Here is a 17,083-nt window from a genome sequence, read left to right as displayed (position 1 = left end):
CCTCAGCGGCCCCGCTCGTCGGACGCGTGGCCGATCGCTGCCGTCGTTTCGATCTCCGAGACGGCCGGATGCGCCTGTTGTTCGGGCGTCGGATCGGGGATCGCCCCGGCGATCACGGCGACGCGCTTGATGATCTCCGAGACGGCCTGCAGCAGCAGCAGGATGAACCCGGCAAGCAGCAGCGCCTTGGCCGGCCAGAGGATGAGGCCGCCGGCATTGGGCGAATGCTCCCCGATCCGCACGGAGAGGCGGACATAGGGGATGAGGAGCCAGATCATCAGCGACACGAACGGGAGCAGGATCAGGAGGTGGCCGAGCAGGTCGATCCAGTCCCGCGTCCGTTTCGAAAGCAGGCCGGAAACGATGTCGATGCGGATGTGCTCGTTGCGCTGGAGCGTGTAGGCGGCGGCGAGCATGAAGACGGCGCCGAACAGGTACCATTGCAGTTCCAGCCAGGCATTCGAGCTCATGTCGAAGGCCTTCCGGATCACGGCGTTGCCCGCGCTCACGAGAACCGCGGCGAGCACGAGCCATGCCACGGCACGTCCGACGAAGACCGTCACGGCGTCGATCGTCCGGCTCACGGCCAGAAGCGCTGCCAAACCCTGTGTCCCCCCTCGCACCGAAAGCGACGCCGGAGCGATCTCGAGCCGCCCGTTCTCACGCCCAAGGAAGGAATGCCATATCGCATGGCCCGGCTTCACTTGCCACCCGGGACAAAAGGAGTAGATGTCGCGCCAGTTTGAAGCGGCAGAGAGCCGAGGGAGATGCGTCTTGCGCTGGCCAGGAGGACGACGGACGAAGACGGCTGAGGTCACCAGAGAGGCGGTTCTAGACGCGCTGAAAGCGGTGAGGGGACCGGACGGCACGGGTGACCTGGTCGGCCTAGGCCTCGTGTCCGACATCGTCGTTTCTGACGGAAAGGTGATCTTCTCCATAACGGTGCCGGCCGAGCGCGCGCGCGAACTGGAGCCCATGCGGCAGGCGGCCGAGCGTGCCGTCCGGGCGGTTCCCGGGGTCGTGCAGGCGATGGTCGCGCTCACCGCCGAGCGGCGGGGAGGCTCGGCTGCCTCCGCCCCGCCGAGGGGCTCGCCGATGGCCGGTCCCGGCCCTGCGGCTCCGCCGGCGGCCGGCGGAGCGCCGCAGAAACCGGGCGTGCCGGGCGTCGGCGCCATCGTCGCGGTCGCGTCGGGCAAGGGCGGCGTCGGCAAGTCGACGACGGCGGTGAACCTCGCCCTCGCGCTGCAGGCGATCGGTCTCAAGGTCGGCATGCTCGACGCCGACATCTATGGCCCGTCGCTGCCGCGGCTCCTGCACCTCTCCGGCAAGCCCGAGCCGCTCCACGGGCGCGTGCTGAAGCCGCTCGACGGCTACGGCATGAAGGTCATGTCGATGGGCTTTCTCGTCGACGAGGACACGCCCATGATCTGGCGCGGGCCGATGGTGGTTTCTGCGCTGACCCAGATGCTGCGCGAGGTGGCGTGGGGCGAGCTCGACGTGATCGTCGTCGACATGCCGCCGGGCACCGGCGACGCCCAGCTCACCATGGCCCAGCAGGTGCCGCTCGCCGGCGCGGTCATCGTCTCGACGCCTCAGGACCTGGCGCTGATCGACGCCCGCAAGGGGCTCAACATGTTCCGCCGGGTCGACGTGCCGGTGCTCGGGATCGTGGAGAACATGAGCTACTTCGTCTGCCCGCATTGCGGCGGGCGCTCCGACATATTCGGGCATGGCGGGGCGGAAGCCGAGGCGGCGCGAATTGGGGCTCCTTTCCTCGGGGCCGTGCCGCTCCACATGGAGATCCGGGAACGCTCCGATTCCGGTATGCCGGTCGTGATCGCGGATCCGGACGGGCCGCATGCGACTATCTACAAGGAGATCGCCCGCCGCGTCTGGGACGGCGTGGAGGCGCACCGCGCCGGCGGTGCGCAACGGGCGCCATCCATCGTGATCGAGGAGTAGACCATGACCGATGACCGCAACGAAGACCGCTTCAACATGTCGATGCGGAAGTTCCTGAAGCAGGTCGGCGTTACGTCGCAGCGCGAGATCGAGCGTGTCGTCGCGGACGGCGAGCTCAAGGGGACGCTGAAGGTGCGCGCCCTCGTCACCGCCGAGGGGACCGACCTCCAGCACGTGGTCGAGGGCGAGATCGACCTCGGCTGACCCGCTACCCGGCCGGATCGCCGGCCGGCCGCCGATGGCGGATGCCGTACGCGGCGGCGAGTGCGACGGCGGCCGCCGGGATCATGACGGCAAACATCGGGAAGGGCGCGGTGCTCCCTTCCAGGAGCATGCCGACCAGCGCGCTGAGCACGGCGCCCGCGCCGATCTGGACGGCGCCGGTGAGCCCGGCCGCCGCCCCGGCGATCTCCGGACGCACGCTGATCGCCCCCGACAGCGAATTCGGCAGCACGACGCCGTTCGCGATGCCGGAGACGGCCATCGGCAGGAACAGTGCGGAGGGCGAGCCGAACCCGGCCGCGAAGAGAAGCATGGCGACCGCGATCGAGGCGAGGCCGAGATAGGAGCCGTAAAGGATCATCCGCACGAGGCCGAAGCGCTCGGAGAACCGGGCCGAGAGGAAGTTGCCGAGCGCGTAGCCGATCGCGAGCAGGCTGAACCAAAGCCCGTAGACGCTCGGCGACAGGTCCAGGATGCGTTCCGCCACATAGGGCGCGCCGCCGAGGAAGGAAAAGAATACCCCGGCCGTCAGGCCCGTGCTCGCGGTGAAGAGCACGAAGTCACGCTCCGAGCCGAGAATGCGGAAGTCACGGAGCATCGTCCCGAAATTCAGGACCGGTGTGCGAGCGAAGTTGGTCTCGGGTATCCATCGCACCGTGACCAGCAGGCAGACGAGGCCGAACGCCGTCATCAGGACGAACACGGCGCGCCAGCCCTGGGTCTCCTGCAGCACGCCGCCGAAGAACGGCGCGAGCATCGGCGCCATCGCCATGCCCATGGTCACGTAGCCGATCATGCTGGCCGCCTGCCGGCGGTCGTAGAGATCGCGGATGATCGCGCGCCCCAGTGCGATCCCGACGCAGCCGCTCGCGCCCTGTACGATCCTGAGGGCGATCAGTGCCGCGATGCTCTGCGCGAAGACGGCTGCGAGGCTGGCAAGCGTGAAGATCAGGAACCCCAGGAGGAGGACGGGCCGGCGGCCGAACCGGTCCGAAAGCGGGCCGACGAAGATCTGTCCGGCCGCCACCGCGACCAGGAATAACGAGAGCACCAGCTGGACGGTGCCGTAATCCGCCGAGAAGTGGCGCTCGAGCGCCGGCATGGACGGCACGATCACGTTGATCGCGAAGGGCGACAGCGCCGAGATCGCGACGAGCGCGAGGATCGGCGGCCGTCGGATCCCGCCCGCGGGCTCGCTGCGCCCGGCATCGGTGCCGTCGGTGCGCGACACCGTCATTTCGGGGCAGGCGCGGTGAGTGCGGCGGCGGCTGGGCGAAGCTTCGCGCGCTTGCGTTCGCGGTTGAACGTGTAGAGGCCGGTGGCGACCAGGATCGTGCTGCCGGCGAGCGTGGGCAGGTCCGGCCATGCGGCGAAGACGACGGCCTGGATGGCGATGGCCCAGAGGATGATGGAATATCTGAACGGCGCGACGACGGCCACGTCGCCGGCGCGCATGGCATGCAGGATCAGCACGTAGCCGGCCGAGAGCAGCACGGCGGAGCCGGCGAGATAAAGGTAATCGCCGGCCCCGAGCACCACCCAGTCCTCCCACAGGCCCATGACGAGGCCGACCACGGCCACAGCCGCCGATGCGGCGGCCGAAACCGCGAAGACCGGCAGGTTGGGCGGGATCATCCGCGAGCAGAGATCCCGCGTTGTCACGAACAGGGCGGCGACGAGCGCGACCACCGACCAGACGGTGAAGCCCTCCATGCCTGGCCTCACGATGATGAGCGCACCGAGGAGGCCGATGCCGATCGCCGTCCAGCGCCGCAGGCCGACGGGCTCGCGCAGGAACAGGGCGGCGCCGGCGGTGGTGGCGAGCGGGACCAGCAGGAGGATCGCCGTCGCATTGGCGATCGGCAGGTGCGCGAGCGCGCTCAGGTAGAAGCCGGTGGAGCCCATCTCCCCGACGGTCCGCAGTCCGACGATCGGGTGGAAAAGGCCGCGCATCTCGACCGGCACGCCTTGCCACCATGCGGCGAGAAGCAGGAGCGGAGTCGCCATCAGTCCGCGCACGAAGACGATCTGCCCGACCGGCAGGTCCGCGCTCGCCAGCTTCACCAGCGTGTCGTTGACCAGGAAGGCGGCCATGGCGGCGAGCATGAATGCGATGCCGCGCCGGTTGTCTGTGGCAGTGTTGGGAGCGGACATGGCGGCAGGAGAAATGACCCGCCGCCTCTACATCAGTTCATCCGCGCTGGAAATGGCGGCCGCGCATGATCGGCATGGCCGTGGAGCCGATCAACCCCCCGTCACGCTCATGTGGCGCCGCACGCTCGGCCGGCTCGTGCGCCGGTCGATCACGAAGTCGTGACCCTTCGGCTTGCGCGCGATCGCCTCGTCGATCGCCTGCATCAGAAGATCGTTGCCTTCGGACGCGCGGAGCGGCGCGCGAAGATCCGCGGCGTCTTCCTGGCCGAGGCACATGAAGAGCGTTCCGGTGCAGGTCACCCGCACCCGGTTGCAGCTCTCGCAGAAATTGTGCGTCATCGGCGTGATGAAGCCGAGTCGCCCGCCGGTTTCGGCCACCTTCACGTATCGCGCCGGGCCGCCGGTCCGATACGGAATGTCCTCCAGCGTGAAGAGCTCCTTCAGCCGGGCGCGGACGAGCGAGAGCGGCAGGTACTGGTCGGTGCGGTCGCCGTCGATGTCGCCGAGCGGCATCGTCTCGATCAGCGTGAGGTCCATGTCGTGGGCGTGGGCCCAGCGGATCATCTCCGGGATCTCGTCGTCGTTAACGCCCTTGAGCGCCACGGTGTTGAGCTTGATCCTGAGCCCGGCCTCCTGGGCGGCCGTTATCCCGGCCATGACCCGGCCGAGTTCCCCGCGACGGGTGATCGCCTTGAACTTGGCGCGGTCGAGCGTGTCGAGCGACACGTTGATGCGGCGGACGCCGGCGTCGAAAAGCGGCCGGGCGAAGCGCTCGAGCTGGGAGCCGTTCGTGGTGACGGTCACCTCTTCGAGCCCGCCCGTCCCGATCTGCCGGCCGAGCGCCTCGAACAGCTTCATGATGTCGCGGCGCACGAGCGGCTCGCCGCCGGTGATGCGAAGCTTGCGGACGCCCTTGGCGATGAAGGCGGTGCAGAGCCGCTCCAGCTCCTCGATCGTCAGCAGGTCCTTCTTCGGCAGGAAGGTCATGTCTTCCGCCATGCAATAGACGCAACGGAAGTCGCACCGGTCGGTGACCGATACGCGGAGATAGGTGATTGCCCGCCCGAACCGGTCGATCATCGCCGACTCCGGCATGGTCGCTGTGCCCGTAAAGTCCGACGCCAATGCTGCCTCCGCCTTCCGGGCAAGTGTTGCCCGGCGCCCCGATCGGGTCAATGTAGTGAATCGCCCGAGCCGACCAACCCCTTCGGCTCGCCCGCCAAGGAGGAACGATTGCCCGAACCGTGGCCGACCGAACTGCGCTTGTCAAAGGACAAGCGCACCCTGACCGTCAGTTTCGACACCGGGGAGAGCTATGCGCTGTCTGCCGAATATCTCCGCGTGGTGTCGCCCTCGGCCGAGGTCCAGGGCCATTCTCCCGAGCAGCGCGTCACCGTCGGAGGCAAGGAGGACGTGAAGGTCGCGCGGATCGACCCGGTCGGCAATTACGCGGTGAAGATCGGTTTCGACGACCGCCACGACACCGGCATCTACAGCTGGGGCTATTTGCGCAGGATCGGACGCGAGCAGGACGAGATCTGGGCGCAGTATCTCCGCGAGCTGGAGGAGAAGGGCCTCTCCCGCAGCCGCAGACGTTGAACCGGGAAATCGGCGGGGTTCCACAGCGGCCGCCGTTCAAGGAGGCGTGGACCGGGTCATCCTTCGTTTGACGCAGGTGCCGGTCTCCCGCGGCGACGGGTTCAAGCCGCACAACTAAGACGAGAAAGTTTAGAACTTCTTTCGTAAAAGTAGTTGATTTGAATTGCCGCCGTTGTAAGCTGGCTGACAACTGGCAGCCAGGGCGGAAGCAATGCCGAGTCGGTCGGTGGCGCACGGGAACGGCGACAGCACGGTGTGCGGAGCCGCCGAGTACATCGCCGTCACGGCCGGCCACCTGCGCCGGATCGCAGAGGCCAATCAGCTCCCGTTCCTTGCGTATCTGATCGACATGGCCGTGATCGAAGCGAAGCGGGTCGCGGCCGAGCGTAACGCGGTGCGCGCTGACGAAGGCTCGTAAGCGGTCGCCAGATCTCAGCGCAGCGAAACCCGGCCGCCGGGGTGTCGCTCGATCCGGCCGGCGAGGTCCAGTTCGAGCAGCACGACCTGGACATGCCGCGCCGCCACGCCGGTGAACCGGATGATGTCGTCGATCGGGATAGGGGTGGGCCCAAGCGCCTCGATGACCTTCTCGCGGTCGCTCTCCGCCGGCTCAGCGGGTTCGACCGCTTCTTCCGGCATACGCAGATCCGCGATCGCCGGCGGGACCGCGATCTCGCGGTCGAGCATCGGCGCGAGTGCCTCGATGACGTCGCCGGCCGCCGTGACCAGCCGCGCGCCCTGCTTGAGGAGCCGGTTCGCGCCTTCCGCCCGCGGATCGAGCGGCGAGCCGGGTACCGCCATCACTTCGCGGTTCTGCTCGAGCGCGAGGCGCGCCGTGATGAGCGATCCGGAGCGCTCGGCGGCCTCGACCACGACGGTGCCGAGGGTCATGCCGGCGATGACCCGGTTGCGCCGCGGAAAGTCCCGCGCCCGCGGCTCCCATCCCATCGGCATTTCGCTGATGACCGCGCCTCCCGTGCCCAGAAGCGCCTCCAGCAAGGCCTCGTGCTCGCGCGGGTAGAGGATGTCCACGCCGCCGGCGAACACCGCCACGGTACCCGTGGCGAGCGCGGCCTCGTGCGCGGCAGCATCGATGCCGCGAGCGAACCCGGAGACGACGACGAAGTCGGCCTCCCCGAGGTCGCGGGCGATCAGGGCCGCCATCTTGCGCCCGGCGACGGAGGCGTTGCGGGCGCCGACAAGGGCGACGGCGGGCCGCACGAGGACGCGCGCGTCCCCTCGTACGGCGAGAAGCGGCGGCGGCTGGTCCGCATGGCGCAGCCAGGGCGGGTAGTCGGGTTCGCCGAGGCCGACGAAGCGTGCGCCGATCCGGTCGGCGGCGGCGAGTTCCTCCTCCGCCTCTGTTACGCCGGCGATCCTGAGGCTGCTTCGCCCGCCACGCCGGGAGAGGTCGGGCAAGCCTTCGAGGGCGGCCTGCGCAGTGCCGAAATGGTTGACGAGGGACCGGAAGGTCGCCGGTCCCGGCCTTATGTATCAAGAGCACCAAGGCTGGGGAGCGGCCGTCACCCGCCCCAGGACCTAGGGAGGGGACGGTGAGCTAGGAGCGCGCGCCGTGTGGGCGCGAGCCGCGCTGGCGGCTGTCATGTTCGTCTCAGCTCACGAAGCTGGGGCCGAGCTCTATCATGCAAACGTCCTTGAATGGGTCGTCTCCGGACACCCGGTGAAACGCGGACAACGCGCCGTCTCTAACGCATCCTATCCTGAAGCATTTCATGGTGATGCCGCGTCCGCTGGGAATGTTGTAAACGGCCTCTACACAGGCGTTCAAAAAGAACCCGGCCGCATTATCCCGATCGTCAGCAGCAAACGCGAAGCGCGCGATTGCTGTCTCGAGGGTAGAAACAGGTTTGTCGCTCGGAAAGATGATCCTGCCGCCTTCCGCTCTGACATTGTTGGTTCGGTCAACGCGCCCCTTGGAAAGCTTTTCCAAGCTGCCGAAAAACGGTGCGGGAACCTCCTCCATCCGAAGGAAGACGAACACCCCGGTCGCAGGCGTCTTCCCGAGATTTCTCATGTCGATCTGCGCTTGGCATTTGAGCCGGCCATCCGGCTGGACGCCTACCAGTGTCAGCCTCGTGATCGTGAAATCCAGCCAAGGACGCCGATCAGCCTCAGCGTTGGCTTGGGCGATCGCATTGGCGCCTTTCGCTTCGTTGACGGCGCTGATGTTCGCCGCAAGCGTCCTGTTGACCAGTCTGACCGCGTATATGCTGACGCCAGTTGCAGCAATGGTGAAAAGGGCCATGATCCATTGTGCGTACGTGTCCTGAGGCGTGGCGTAAGCGCGCCAGAACCCGGACGGTTCGATTGGATCATCTTTCCTCTGCTTTACGTTGCCCTGCTGGCTCTGTCCTATTTTGGCGTGCGATGGTTCGCGGAACTCGGGGACGGTAAGGACGAGGAGCAAAAGCGAAAGGCCAGTACCGACGACTAATCCAATCGCAGCTCCCGAGAGCCAATGGCGGCCAGGCATTGCAGCAAGAACCCTGCGGTGAATTTCCCCCGACTCACCTTATTCCGCAGGTTGCGCTCGTTCTCGTCAACGCCGATCGCATGTAGCTTCTCAGCGAGCTGGGCGTAGGTGACGCCGCGCCGGGCCATTTCGCCCCGGATGATCCCCTTCGCCTTCTCTTCCCAATCCGTCCGTTCCGGCATGTCACGCTCCTTGATGCGAGTGTCATCATACGGCGTGCTTTTGTGATTGACAAGGTGACAGTATGTCATCATATCTAGTGCACACGCACTGGAAACGATGACAAATGGCCCAGCACTTCCTCCTCTCCGCGGCGGCCCGCACCCTGAGCCTCAAGGCGATCTACAAGGGCGGCGAGGAAGCGGCTTACGAGACGTTCTGCAAAATCCGCTGGGCTGAGACGAACGGCACTCCGGTTTGCCCGCGCTGCGGCTGCCTCGACAGCTACAGCATCCCCACCCGCCGCAAGTTCAAGTGCACCGCCTGCTACCATCAGTTCTCGGTGACGAGCGGCACCATCTTCGCCTCCCGCAAGATGGCCTTCGTGGACCTGCTGGCCGCGATCTGCATCTTCGTGAACGCGGTGAAGGGCATTTCGGCCTGCCAGCTCTCTCGCGATCTCGATTGCCAATACAAGACGGCCTTCGTCCTGGCCCACAAGCTGCGCGAGGCGCTTGCGGCCGAGATCAACGGCCAGACCCTTGATGGCGAGGACGTGGAAATCGACGGCGCCTATTTCGGCGGTCATATCCGGCCGGCGAACATGAAAGCGGATCGGGTGGACCGGCGCCGTGCGGAGCATCAGACCGGAACTCGCCGCGTCGTCGTCGCCCTTCGTGCCCGCAAGGGCCGCACGCTCCCCTTCGTGGTGATGAGCGAGTCCGAAGGCGTAGAGATCGCCAAGCGGGTCGTGTCCCGCATGTCGCGCATCCATGCCGACGAGGCGGCCCATTGGGATGCCCTTCATGCCGGATGGCTCACCGCCCGCATCAATCACTCTGAGGCGTACAGCCTGGACGGCTCGTGCACCAATCAGGTCGAGAGCTATTTCAGCCGGCTCCGCCGCATGGTCGACGGCCAGCATCACCGCGTGTCGGCCCGCTACCTGTACCAGTACGCAAACGAAGCCGCGTGGAAGGAAGATCACCGCCGGCTGGACAACGGCGCGCTGGCACGGAGGACGCTGGGGCTGTCGCTCGGCTCGCCGGTCAGCCGCCAGTGGGCGGGCTATTGGCAGCGGGCCGCGTAAAGCGCGAGTCCGGGCAACGGGTTGACTATCTGATTGTAGCCGCCGAACATTCCGCGGTTGAGCCGATTCGGCCCAACAAAGGGCGAGCCCGACACGCGCCAACGTGCCGGGCTCAAAAACAACCAGCCGGAAGGGGCAGGTCAGGTCGTGATCACGAAGTCAGTAAATGCTTATTCGCGGCACGGCGTCAAGCCTCCTCCGGCCTTTCCTCGAAAGGAACGGCCATGGAAATGGCACGGAAAGCGAGCTATCAGCTCACATTTGATGACGCGGTAAGTATCTGGGTTCGCTACTGGAACGGTGAGTTCCAGCATCGGATCGCAGCCAGCTTCGACGTGAACCCCGGCCGCGTGAACGATGTCATCAAGGGTAGGCGTCACCGTGGCAGCGAGCAGGTCGCTGCCGCCAAGCGGAGGGCGGCCTAATGGCTTCTGACTCCGTAGAAGCGCTTTGCGGCAAGTGCCATGTCCGCCTTGAACCTGTCGCTCACGACGATGGCGAGGAATGGCTTGCCTGCCCCCGGTGCGGTGCGAATGACAGCCGCGAGGCCGTATTCAGGGAAGTGAGCCAGCATCTCGTGGAAGTCGTCTCGCGCGGATCGCAGAAAGCTATCGGCCGCGCGGCTCGGCGGCACAAGATCGCGAAGTTCACGGGCAAGCCCATTCCAAAGCGTAAGTACCGCTTCATCGGCAACCTTGAATCGTGACATAGCAATGCGGCGGGCCGTGAGGCCCGCCGTCCCTTCTAACAACAGCACGGGTCAGATCAGCCGCCACCGTCGCGGATGGCACTGATCCCCTTCCACCGTCTTTCCAGCGTGATTATCGAGCGAAGCGGCCACCGCTCCGTACATGCGCCGCATGTCGTCTCTGGACGGCTCTGAGACGCCCTTGGAGCGGAACAGCGCACGGCTGATTTCATCCACCGTCATTGGCTCAGGCGAGGCTCTGAGCACGTCCAGCGCGGCCCGGAACAGCGTGCCGCGCTTGAACAGCGGGTTCGGATTGTAGCGACGCCTGGGCGCGATCCGTCGCGCGTTGAACTCCGGCTGTAGCAGGTGAAGGACGGCCTCGACGTGCTTCATGTCGACCCTGAGCTTCACCGCCTCGCGCTGGTTGTCCTTGATCTTGCCGCCCAGCTCGGCGTGAAGCTGCAAGAGGGCGTAGACGGCGGGGGAGTGGTTCGTGTCCATGCCCCGGATTGTCGGGGATCGCGGCCCTACGGGCTACTTTCCAGTTGGTGCTTTTGATACATAAGGCCGGCCGGTCCGACATTCTCGCTCCGGATGAGGCGGAGCCAGGCGAGGCGCTGCGCATCGGTGAGACGAACGCCGCCTGCCGCTGCGCCGCCGGGCCTCACGGCCGCCCGATCCGGCTTTCGCGGCCGCTCATCAGCCGGGCGATGTTGGCGCGGTGCCGCACCCAGAGGATGGCGGCGAGGAGCGCCGCCAGCTCGGCATACCGGATTTCGCCGAACAGGAAGAGGATCACCGGTGCGAGCGCGCTCGCGACGAGCGCCGAAAGCGAGGAGTAGCGGGTCACCGCGGCCGTGGCGAGCCAGACCAAAGCGGTGGCGATCATGGTCGGCCAGTGCAGCCCGAGCAGGATGCCGAGATAGGTCGCCACACCCTTTCCGCCCTTGAAGCCGAGCCAGATTGGAAAGCAATGGCCGAGAAAGGCGCCGAGGCCCGCGGCCGCTGCCGCGGGCGGTCCCCAGGAGGCCGCGATCAGGACCGCGGCGGTGCCCTTGAGGCCGTCGCCGAGGAGCGTCAGCGCCGCCAGCCCCTTCCGCCCCGTGCGCAGCACGTTGGTCGCGCCGATGTTGCCCGATCCGATCCGGCGCACGTCGCCGAGGCCGGCAAGGCGGGTGAGGATCACGCCGAAGGGGATCGAGCCGAGGAGATAGCCGAAGACGAGCGCCGCGACGATCGCAGACCACCCCGCAACGGGTCCCGACCACTCAGCCATGCGGCTTGTCCACGCCGTCATCGTGCTGGAACACGGTCCGGCCGCCGACGAGGGTCCGCATCACCTTCCCGGTCAGCCGCGCGCCCTCGAAGGCCGTGTTGCGAGCCTTGGAGCGAAGCGCCTGCTCGCTCACGACCCAGGGCCGATCGAGATCCACGAGCACGAGGTCCGCCGGGGCCCCCGGTGCGAGCGTCCCCGCATCGAGCTTCAGGAGGGCGGCGGGACGGGTGCTCATGGTGTCGACCAGCCTCGTGAGCGTCACGTCGCCATCATGCACCAGCCGCAGGCCGACCGCGAAGAGGGTTTCGAGCCCGATCGCGCCGTCCGCCGCCTCGGCAAAGGGCTGGCGCTTGCCTTCGACGTCCTGCGGATCGTGCGCGGAGCAGATTACGTCGAGCGTTCCGTCGGCGAGGCCTTCGACGAGCGCGCGCCGGTCGTCCTCGCCGCGGAGCGGCGGCGACATCTTGAAGAAAGTGCGGTAGGCGCCGATGTCGTTCTCGTTGAGGGCGAGATGGGCGATCGCGGCGCCGGCGGTCACCGCGAGCCCCGCCTCCTTGGCGCGCCGGATCGACCACAGCGACTGGCCGCAGGAGAGCTGGGCGGCGTGATAGCGCGCGCCCGTCAGCCGTGCGAGCTTGAGGTCCCGGTCGAGCATGATCGCCTCGGCCTCCCGCGGGATACCCGGCAGGCCGAGCCGCGTCGCGGTCTCGCCCTCGTTCATCACGCCGGCGGCGGCAAGATCCCGGTCCTCGGTGTGATGGACGATCAGCGCATCGAAATCGCGCGCATAGGTGAGGGCGTTGCGCATCACCTGCGCGTTGCGCAGCGATGTGCGCCCCTGCGTGAAGGCGACGGCGCCGGCCTCCTGCAGGAGCCCGAACTCCGAGAGCTCCTCGCCCATCAGGCCGCGGGTGAGCGCGGCCATGGGATGGACGTTCACCTTGGCGGTGTCACGGGCGCGCCGCAGCACGAAGTCGACGAGTGCCGGGTCGTCGATGATCGGGCTCGTGTCCGGCATGGTGACGATCGTGGTGACGCCGCCTGCCGCTGCGGCGCGGCTCGCGGTTGCGAGCGTCTCGCGGTGCTCGCCGCCCGGCTCGCCGACGAAGACGCGCATGTCGACGAGGCCCGGAATGGCGGTCCGGCCGCGCGCATCGAGTCTGCTGGCGCCGTCGGGAGCACCCTGGTTGAGGGCATCCGGGCCGGCCGCCGCGATGCGCCCGTCGCGGATCACCACGCTGCCGATCGCGTCGAGCCCGCGCGAGGGATCGACGATCCGGGCGCCTTCGATGACGAGGGGGCGGCCGTCAGGCATTGGGCAGGTTCCGGCTGAGGGCCTCGAGGACCGCCATGCGGACGGCGACACCCATCTCGACCTGTTCGCGGATGACGCTGTGGACACCGTCTGCGATCATCGGGTCGATCTCGACGCCGCGGTTCATCGGGCCGGGATGCATCACGATGGCGTCCGGGCGGGCATGAGACAGCTTCTCCTGGTCCAGGCCGAAGAAGCGGAAATACTCGCGCACGCTCGGCACATACGCGGCGTGCATGCGTTCGCGCTGGAGCCGCAGCATCATGACCACGTCCGCGTCGCGGAGACCCTCCTTCATGGTCGTGAAGGGGGTGACGCCGAGGCGTTCGATCGCGCGGGGCAGCAGGGTGGACGGCGCGACCACCCGAAGCTTCGCGCCCATCGCGGAAAGGAGCAGGATGTTCGAGCGCGCCACCCGCGAGTGCAGGACGTCGCCGCAGATCGCAACGGTGAGCCCCTGGAGCCGTCCCTTGTGCCGCCGGATCGTGAGAGCGTCGAGCAGCGCCTGGGTCGGATGCTCGTGCGCCCCGTCGCCGGCATTGATGACGGCGCACTCGACCTTCTGGGCGAGCAGCGCCACGGCCCCGGCCGCGTGATGGCGGACGACCAGCAGGTCGGGCCTCATGGCGTTCAGCGTCATCGCGGTGTCGATGAGCGTCTCGCCCTTCTTCACCGAGGAGGCGGCGACCGACATGTTCATGACGTCGGCGCCGAGCCGCTTGCCGGCAAGCTCGAACGAGGACTGCGTCCGGGTCGAGGCTTCGAAGAAGAGGTTGATCTGCGTCCGCCCGCGCAGCGTCGCCTTCTTCTTCTCGATCTGGCGGCTGACGTCGACCGCCGATTCGGCGAGATCCAGCAGGTACAGTATGTCCTGCGGGGCGAGCCCCTCGATGCCGAGGAGATGCTTGTGCGCGAATGAGACGGTCATCAAAGCGTCGCCTATAGGCACTCCCACCCCTGGCAGCAAGGAGAACCGGTGCGTGCTAGGGTCTTGCGCACAGGGAAGCGATTCGATGGTCGAGACCGCCGCGACGCACCGCGTCTTCAACCAGTCGCCGATCTATGGCGGCGTGAACCTGTTCGACGCCGATCCCCTGATCAACAGCGCGACGGCGGGCTTTCCCGATGCGGTGCGGCACGACCTCTACGAGGTCGGCGGCTCCTGGGGCACGCACGAGATGCGCGACCTCGCCCGCCTCGCCAACCGGCACGAGCCGGATCTGCAGCGCTTCGACGCCAGGGGCAACCGCCTCGACCAGGTGACCTACCACCCGGCCTACCACGCGCTGCTCCGGCGCTCGATCGCGAGCGGGCTGCATGCCTCGGCCTGGGACACGGGCGACACGGAAGCGGGCCTGCGCCATCGCGCCCGCGGCGCCCGCCTCTACATGACGGCGCAGACGGAATGCGGGCACATCTGCCCGATGACCATGACGAACGCCGCTCTCGCGACGTTGCGGCACGCGCCTGAGCTCTTTCCGGTCTGGGCACCGCGCGTCCTCTCCCGGACCTACGACCGGTCGTTCCGCCCGCCGGACGAGAAGCGCGGCGTCACGCTCGGCATGGCGATGACGGAGAAGCAGGGCGGCACCGACGTCCGCGCGAACACGACGCGGGCGGAACGCTCCAGCGACGGGCTCTACAACATCACCGGCCACAAGTGGTTCGTCTCGGCGCCGATGTCCGACGCCTTCCTCGTGCTGGCCCAGGCGCGCGGCGGACTGACCTGCTTCCTGATGCCCCGAATCCTGCCGGACGGCACCGTGAACGCGATCCGGCTCGAGCGGCTCAAGGACAAGCTCGGCAACCGCTCCAATGCTTCGGCGGAGGTGGAGTTCGCAGGCGCGCGTGCCTGGCGGGTCGGCGACGAAGGCCGGGGAATACCCACGATCATCGACATGGTGACGCTGACGCGGCTCGACTGCGCCACGGCATCGGCGGGGCTGATGCGCGCCGGCTTTGCCGAAGCCGTCCATCATGCCCGTCACAGGGCCGTGTTCGGCCGCGCGCTCGTCGACCAGCCGCTGATGCTCCGGGTGCTGTCCGACATGGCGCTCGACCTCGCCGCCGCGCTCGCGCTCTCGATGCGGCTCTGCGAGGCTTTCGACATGGCGCCGGATCGGCCTGCCGAGGCGGCCTACGCCCGCCTCATGACGCCGGCAGTCAAGTATCTCGTGTGCAAGACGGCGCCGGCCTTCCTGGCCGAGGCGATGGAATGCCTCGGCGGCAACGGCTACGTCGAGGATGGCCCGCTTCCGCGCCTCTACCGCGAGGCGCCGGTCAACGCCATCTGGGAAGGGTCGGGCAACGTCATGGCGCTCGACGTGCTGCGCGCCATCCGCCGCGACGACCAGACGCTCGACATGGTGCTCGGCACCATCGCGGACGAGCTGGGGCCGGGATCCAAGGCGGCGGTCGGCGTGCTGTCGGCGGCCGCCCAGGTCGCGACCGAGGACGAGGGCTCCGCCCGCATCCTCACCGAGCAGCTCGCCCTCACCGCCGCCGCGGGCGTGCTCCGGCGCGACTTCCCGCCGGCCTTCGCCGACGCCTTCATCGAGACCCGGCTCGGGCGGCCGTGGCGGGCGACCTACGGCATGATCGATGGCCGTTTCGACAGCCGGGCGCTCATCGACTACGTCGCGCCGGACATCGCCTGACTCAGGCGAGGAGCGCGAGCGCGACCGGCAGCGTGACTGCGCTGGCGATCGTCTGCAGCGTGGTGATCTCTGCCATCAGCCGGGCGTCGCCGCCCATGCGCCGCGCGAGCAGGTAGGCCCCGCTCGCCGTCGGCACCGCGGTGGCGACGATGGCGACGCCCAGCGCGATGCCGGTCACCCCCAGCATGGCGCAGAAGAAGGCGGCGAGCAGCGGCATGCCGACGAGCCGCAGGAGGCTCGCCGTGGCGAGCGCAGGTCCGGGGCGGCGGAGGGCGGAGAGGTCGAGCCCCGCACCCACCGCGAGGATGCCGGCCGCGAGCGCGGCCTGTCCCATCATGCGCAGCGCCGCCGTTACGGGCTCGCCCAGGTCCAGCCCGACGAGGTTGATCGCAACGCCCGCCGCGGACGACCAGATGAAGGGATTGAGCGCGAGATCGAGCGCGACGCGGCGGACGGAGATCGGCCCGCCCGCGGCGTAGACCGACAGCGCGGGGACGTTGATGAAATTGAGGAGCGGAATCATCGCGACGATCGCGACGGCGGTGAGCGCCACGCCTTCCGCGCCGTAGAGGCTCGCCGCCATTGCGAGGCCGATGAAGCTGTTCCAGCGCGTCGCTCCCTGCAGCACGGAGGTGAAGCGCGGGCCGTCGAGCCGGAGCGGCGCGGACAGGAACCGCTTCAGCGCGAAGCAGACGGCCGCCATGGTGAGGACCGAGGCGGCGAGCGCCGCCCCCAGGGTGGCGAACGGAAGCGCGCCGAAATCGGCCTCGGCCAGATTGAGGATGATGATGCTCGGGAAGAACACCTGGTAGGCGATCGCCTCGAAACCGACCCAGCCCGCCGGCGCGACCATCCCGCTCCGGGCGAGAGCCCATCCGACGGCCGTCACGATCAGGATCGGGAGGAGGGCCTGAAGGGCCGCGGTCATGGAGCGCGGAGCCGTGCCAGGCGATCGAGCGCGCCTTGCAGGATGAAGCTCGCCGCGGCCGAATCGATGCGCTCCGCGCGCTTGCGGCGCGACAGGTCCGCCTCGATCATGGCGCGCTCGGCGGCGGCGGTGGAGAGGCGTTCGTCCCAGAGCACGACGGGAAGGGAGCTCTTCCCGGCGAGGCTGCGCACGAAGGCGCGGGTCGCCTGCGCGCGCGGACCTTCGGTGCCGTTCATGTTGATCGGCAGCCCGAGCACCAGCGCACCGACGTTCTCCTTCGCGCAGATGGCGAGGAGCTCCTCGGCGTCCTTCGTGAACTTCGTGCGCCTGATGGTGTGGAACGGCGTCGCGATGCGGAGCCCCTGATCGGAGAGGGCGAGGCCGATGGTCTTTGTGCCGAGGTCGAGGCCGATGAGGCGCTCGCCAGGCTTCAGGACCTCGTGAAGCGCTTCGATGGGAATGTCGGGGCCGCGGGACGCCATGGCCGCGCTCTACCACGCGCTGGTTTCCTTGTCCCGACGGCTCGGCGCGCGTAA

General features: G+C 68.0%; 20 protein-coding genes and 2 pseudogenes. 7 read left to right on the top strand and 15 right to left on the bottom strand.

Annotated features, from left to right (window positions below; translation table 11 throughout):
• Positions 1 to 2: 2 nt before the first annotated feature.
• A complete protein-coding gene (locus tag ACUN0C_RS10330; protein ID WP_445466269.1) occupies positions 3 to 602 on the bottom strand; it encodes a TRAP transporter small permease subunit in 600 nt (199 codons plus the stop codon).
• Positions 603 to 774: 172 nt separating this feature from the next.
• On the opposite strand from ACUN0C_RS10330, the gene ACUN0C_RS10325 reads away from it, so the two are divergent.
• On the top strand, positions 775 to 1,962 hold the full coding sequence (locus ACUN0C_RS10325) for an Mrp/NBP35 family ATP-binding protein (protein ID WP_445466268.1): 1,188 nt from the start codon (positions 775 to 777) through the stop codon (positions 1,960 to 1,962).
• A gap of 3 nt (positions 1,963 to 1,965) precedes the next feature.
• Positions 1,966 to 2,166, top strand: a complete 201-nt coding sequence (locus ACUN0C_RS10320; protein WP_445466267.1) for a DUF6494 family protein — start codon at positions 1,966 to 1,968, stop codon at positions 2,164 to 2,166.
• A 4-nt stretch (positions 2,167 to 2,170) separates the two neighbouring features.
• Here the strand turns inward: ACUN0C_RS10320 and ACUN0C_RS10315 are convergent, their stop codons facing one another.
• From ACUN0C_RS10315 to moaA, 3 genes are all read right to left on the bottom strand, one after another.
• The gene (locus ACUN0C_RS10315; RefSeq protein WP_445466266.1) at positions 2,171 to 3,421 is read right to left on the bottom strand and encodes a multidrug effflux MFS transporter; all 1,251 of its coding nucleotides are present in this window, start codon (positions 3,419 to 3,421) and stop codon (positions 2,171 to 2,173) included.
• Complete coding sequence (locus ACUN0C_RS10310; protein WP_445466265.1) at positions 3,418 to 4,338, bottom strand: DMT family transporter; 921 nt, start codon at positions 4,336 to 4,338, stop codon at positions 3,418 to 3,420. The genes ACUN0C_RS10315 and ACUN0C_RS10310 overlap by 4 nt, the downstream gene beginning before the upstream one ends.
• A gap of 90 nt (positions 4,339 to 4,428) precedes the next feature.
• Positions 4,429 to 5,433: a GTP 3',8-cyclase MoaA gene (gene moaA, locus ACUN0C_RS10305; protein WP_445466264.1), complete on the bottom strand. Its 1,005-nt coding sequence runs from the start codon at positions 5,431 to 5,433 to the stop codon at positions 4,429 to 4,431.
• Positions 5,434 to 5,571: 138 nt separating this feature from the next.
• Here moaA and ACUN0C_RS10300 point away from each other — a divergent pair, with 138 nt between their 5' ends.
• Both ACUN0C_RS10300 and ACUN0C_RS10295 read left to right on the top strand, forming a co-directional pair.
• Positions 5,572 to 5,937 carry a gamma-butyrobetaine hydroxylase-like domain-containing protein gene (locus tag ACUN0C_RS10300; RefSeq protein ID WP_445466263.1) on the top strand — a complete coding sequence of 122 codons (366 nt, stop codon included), beginning with the start codon at positions 5,572 to 5,574 and terminating at the stop codon, positions 5,935 to 5,937.
• Positions 5,938 to 6,163: 226 nt separating this feature from the next.
• The gene (locus tag ACUN0C_RS10295) at positions 6,164 to 6,355 is read left to right on the top strand and encodes a hypothetical protein (protein WP_445466262.1); all 192 of its coding nucleotides are present in this window, start codon (positions 6,164 to 6,166) and stop codon (positions 6,353 to 6,355) included.
• Between the two features lie 14 nt (positions 6,356 to 6,369).
• On the opposite strand, the pseudogene dprA reads toward ACUN0C_RS10295, so the two are convergent.
• The 3 genes and pseudogenes from dprA to ACUN0C_RS10280 form a co-directional block, all read right to left on the bottom strand.
• Positions 6,370 to 7,419 (bottom strand): annotated as a pseudogene (gene dprA, locus ACUN0C_RS10290) (DNA-processing protein DprA); the annotation flags it as partial.
• A gap of 130 nt (positions 7,420 to 7,549) precedes the next feature.
• Positions 7,550 to 8,203 (bottom strand): hypothetical protein, encoded by a 654-nt coding sequence (locus ACUN0C_RS10285; RefSeq protein WP_445466261.1) that lies wholly within the window; start codon positions 8,201 to 8,203, stop codon positions 7,550 to 7,552.
• Between the two features lie 185 nt (positions 8,204 to 8,388).
• A complete protein-coding gene (locus ACUN0C_RS10280; RefSeq protein WP_445466260.1) occupies positions 8,389 to 8,613 on the bottom strand; it encodes a DUF6471 domain-containing protein in 225 nt (74 codons plus the stop codon).
• A 104-nt stretch (positions 8,614 to 8,717) separates the two neighbouring features.
• Here ACUN0C_RS10280 and ACUN0C_RS10275 point away from each other — a divergent pair, with 104 nt between their 5' ends.
• Together ACUN0C_RS10275 and ACUN0C_RS10270 are read left to right on the top strand one after the other, a co-directional pair.
• A complete protein-coding gene (locus ACUN0C_RS10275; RefSeq protein ID WP_445466259.1) occupies positions 8,718 to 9,680 on the top strand; it encodes an IS1595 family transposase in 963 nt (320 codons plus the stop codon).
• Between the two features lie 224 nt (positions 9,681 to 9,904).
• Positions 9,905 to 10,105: a hypothetical protein gene (locus ACUN0C_RS10270; protein WP_445466258.1), complete on the top strand. Its 201-nt coding sequence runs from the start codon at positions 9,905 to 9,907 to the stop codon at positions 10,103 to 10,105.
• Here the strand turns inward: ACUN0C_RS10270 and ACUN0C_RS10265 are convergent.
• The 6 genes and pseudogenes from ACUN0C_RS10265 to ACUN0C_RS10240 form a co-directional block, all read right to left on the bottom strand.
• A complete protein-coding gene (locus ACUN0C_RS10265) occupies positions 10,102 to 10,389 on the bottom strand; it encodes a hypothetical protein (protein WP_445466257.1) in 288 nt (95 codons plus the stop codon). The two genes, ACUN0C_RS10270 and ACUN0C_RS10265, sit on opposite strands and share 4 nt — an antisense overlap.
• A gap of 51 nt (positions 10,390 to 10,440) precedes the next feature.
• Positions 10,441 to 10,872, bottom strand: coding sequence for a hypothetical protein (locus ACUN0C_RS10260; protein ID WP_445466256.1), 432 nt, complete (start codon positions 10,870 to 10,872; stop codon positions 10,441 to 10,443).
• A 68-nt stretch (positions 10,873 to 10,940) separates the two neighbouring features.
• A pseudogene (locus tag ACUN0C_RS10255) lies at positions 10,941 to 11,039 on the bottom strand (hypothetical protein); the annotation flags it as partial.
• A complete protein-coding gene (gene plsY / locus ACUN0C_RS10250; RefSeq protein ID WP_445466255.1) occupies positions 11,036 to 11,647 on the bottom strand; it encodes a glycerol-3-phosphate 1-O-acyltransferase PlsY in 612 nt (203 codons plus the stop codon). The pseudogene ACUN0C_RS10255 and the gene plsY, both read right to left, overlap by 4 nt.
• On the bottom strand, positions 11,640 to 12,962 hold the full coding sequence (locus tag ACUN0C_RS10245; RefSeq protein ID WP_445466254.1) for a dihydroorotase: 1,323 nt from the start codon (positions 12,960 to 12,962) through the stop codon (positions 11,640 to 11,642). Before ACUN0C_RS10245 ends, plsY begins: the two co-directional genes overlap by 8 nt.
• Positions 12,955 to 13,890, bottom strand: coding sequence for an aspartate carbamoyltransferase catalytic subunit (locus ACUN0C_RS10240; RefSeq protein WP_445466253.1), 936 nt, complete (start codon positions 13,888 to 13,890; stop codon positions 12,955 to 12,957). Before ACUN0C_RS10240 ends, ACUN0C_RS10245 begins: the two co-directional genes overlap by 8 nt.
• A gap of 85 nt (positions 13,891 to 13,975) precedes the next feature.
• Between ACUN0C_RS10240 and ACUN0C_RS10235 the strand changes: the two genes are divergently transcribed.
• Positions 13,976 to 15,619, top strand: a complete 1,644-nt coding sequence (locus ACUN0C_RS10235) for an isovaleryl-CoA dehydrogenase (protein ID WP_445466252.1) — start codon at positions 13,976 to 13,978, stop codon at positions 15,617 to 15,619.
• A gap of 1 nt (position 15,620) precedes the next feature.
• Here the strand turns inward: ACUN0C_RS10235 and ACUN0C_RS10230 are convergent, their stop codons facing one another.
• On the bottom strand, positions 15,621 to 16,547 hold the full coding sequence (locus tag ACUN0C_RS10230; RefSeq protein WP_445466251.1) for an AEC family transporter: 927 nt from the start codon (positions 16,545 to 16,547) through the stop codon (positions 15,621 to 15,623).
• Positions 16,544 to 17,029 carry a Holliday junction resolvase RuvX gene (gene ruvX, locus ACUN0C_RS10225; protein WP_445466250.1) on the bottom strand — a complete coding sequence of 162 codons (486 nt, stop codon included), beginning with the start codon at positions 17,027 to 17,029 and terminating at the stop codon, positions 16,544 to 16,546. The genes ACUN0C_RS10230 and ruvX overlap by 4 nt, the downstream gene beginning before the upstream one ends.
• Between the last annotated feature and the right edge of the window lie 54 nt (positions 17,030 to 17,083).

It is taken from the genome of Faunimonas sp. B44 (assembly GCF_052655945.1).
This window is presented reverse-complemented; position numbering and strand designations above follow the sequence as displayed.

What these genes read in the sequence shown, in the direction of transcription:
- ACUN0C_RS10320 (WP_445466267.1), top strand. Translation starts at nt 1,966, where the DNA reads ATGACCGATGACCGCAACGAAGACCGCTTCAACATGTCGATGCGGAAG.
- ACUN0C_RS10315 (WP_445466266.1), bottom strand. Translation starts at nt 3,421, where the DNA reads ATGACGGTGTCGCGCACCGACGGCACCGATGCCGGGCGCAGCGAGCCC.
- ACUN0C_RS10310 (WP_445466265.1), bottom strand. Translation starts at nt 4,338, where the DNA reads ATGTCCGCTCCCAACACTGCCACAGACAACCGGCGCGGCATCGCATTC.
- moaA (WP_445466264.1), bottom strand. Translation starts at nt 5,433, where the DNA reads ATGCCGGAGTCGGCGATGATCGACCGGTTCGGGCGGGCAATCACCTAT.
- ACUN0C_RS10285 (WP_445466261.1), bottom strand. Translation starts at nt 8,203, where the DNA reads ATGGCCCTTTTCACCATTGCTGCAACTGGCGTCAGCATATACGCGGTC.
- ACUN0C_RS10280 (WP_445466260.1), bottom strand. Translation starts at nt 8,613, where the DNA reads ATGCCGGAACGGACGGATTGGGAAGAGAAGGCGAAGGGGATCATCCGG.
- ACUN0C_RS10275 (WP_445466259.1), top strand. Translation starts at nt 8,718, where the DNA reads ATGGCCCAGCACTTCCTCCTCTCCGCGGCGGCCCGCACCCTGAGCCTC.
- ACUN0C_RS10270 (WP_445466258.1), top strand. Translation starts at nt 9,905, where the DNA reads ATGGAAATGGCACGGAAAGCGAGCTATCAGCTCACATTTGATGACGCG.
- ACUN0C_RS10265 (WP_445466257.1), bottom strand. Translation starts at nt 10,389, where the DNA reads ATGTCACGATTCAAGGTTGCCGATGAAGCGGTACTTACGCTTTGGAAT.
- ACUN0C_RS10260 (WP_445466256.1), bottom strand. Translation starts at nt 10,872, where the DNA reads ATGGACACGAACCACTCCCCCGCCGTCTACGCCCTCTTGCAGCTTCAC.
- plsY (WP_445466255.1), bottom strand. Translation starts at nt 11,647, where the DNA reads ATGGCTGAGTGGTCGGGACCCGTTGCGGGGTGGTCTGCGATCGTCGCG.
- ACUN0C_RS10245 (WP_445466254.1), bottom strand. Translation starts at nt 12,962, where the DNA reads ATGCCTGACGGCCGCCCCCTCGTCATCGAAGGCGCCCGGATCGTCGAT.
- ACUN0C_RS10240 (WP_445466253.1), bottom strand. Translation starts at nt 13,890, where the DNA reads ATGACCGTCTCATTCGCGCACAAGCATCTCCTCGGCATCGAGGGGCTC.
- ACUN0C_RS10235 (WP_445466252.1), top strand. Translation starts at nt 13,976, where the DNA reads ATGGTCGAGACCGCCGCGACGCACCGCGTCTTCAACCAGTCGCCGATC.
- ACUN0C_RS10230 (WP_445466251.1), bottom strand. Translation starts at nt 16,547, where the DNA reads ATGACCGCGGCCCTTCAGGCCCTCCTCCCGATCCTGATCGTGACGGCC.
- ruvX (WP_445466250.1), bottom strand. Translation starts at nt 17,029, where the DNA reads ATGGCGTCCCGCGGCCCCGACATTCCCATCGAAGCGCTTCACGAGGTC.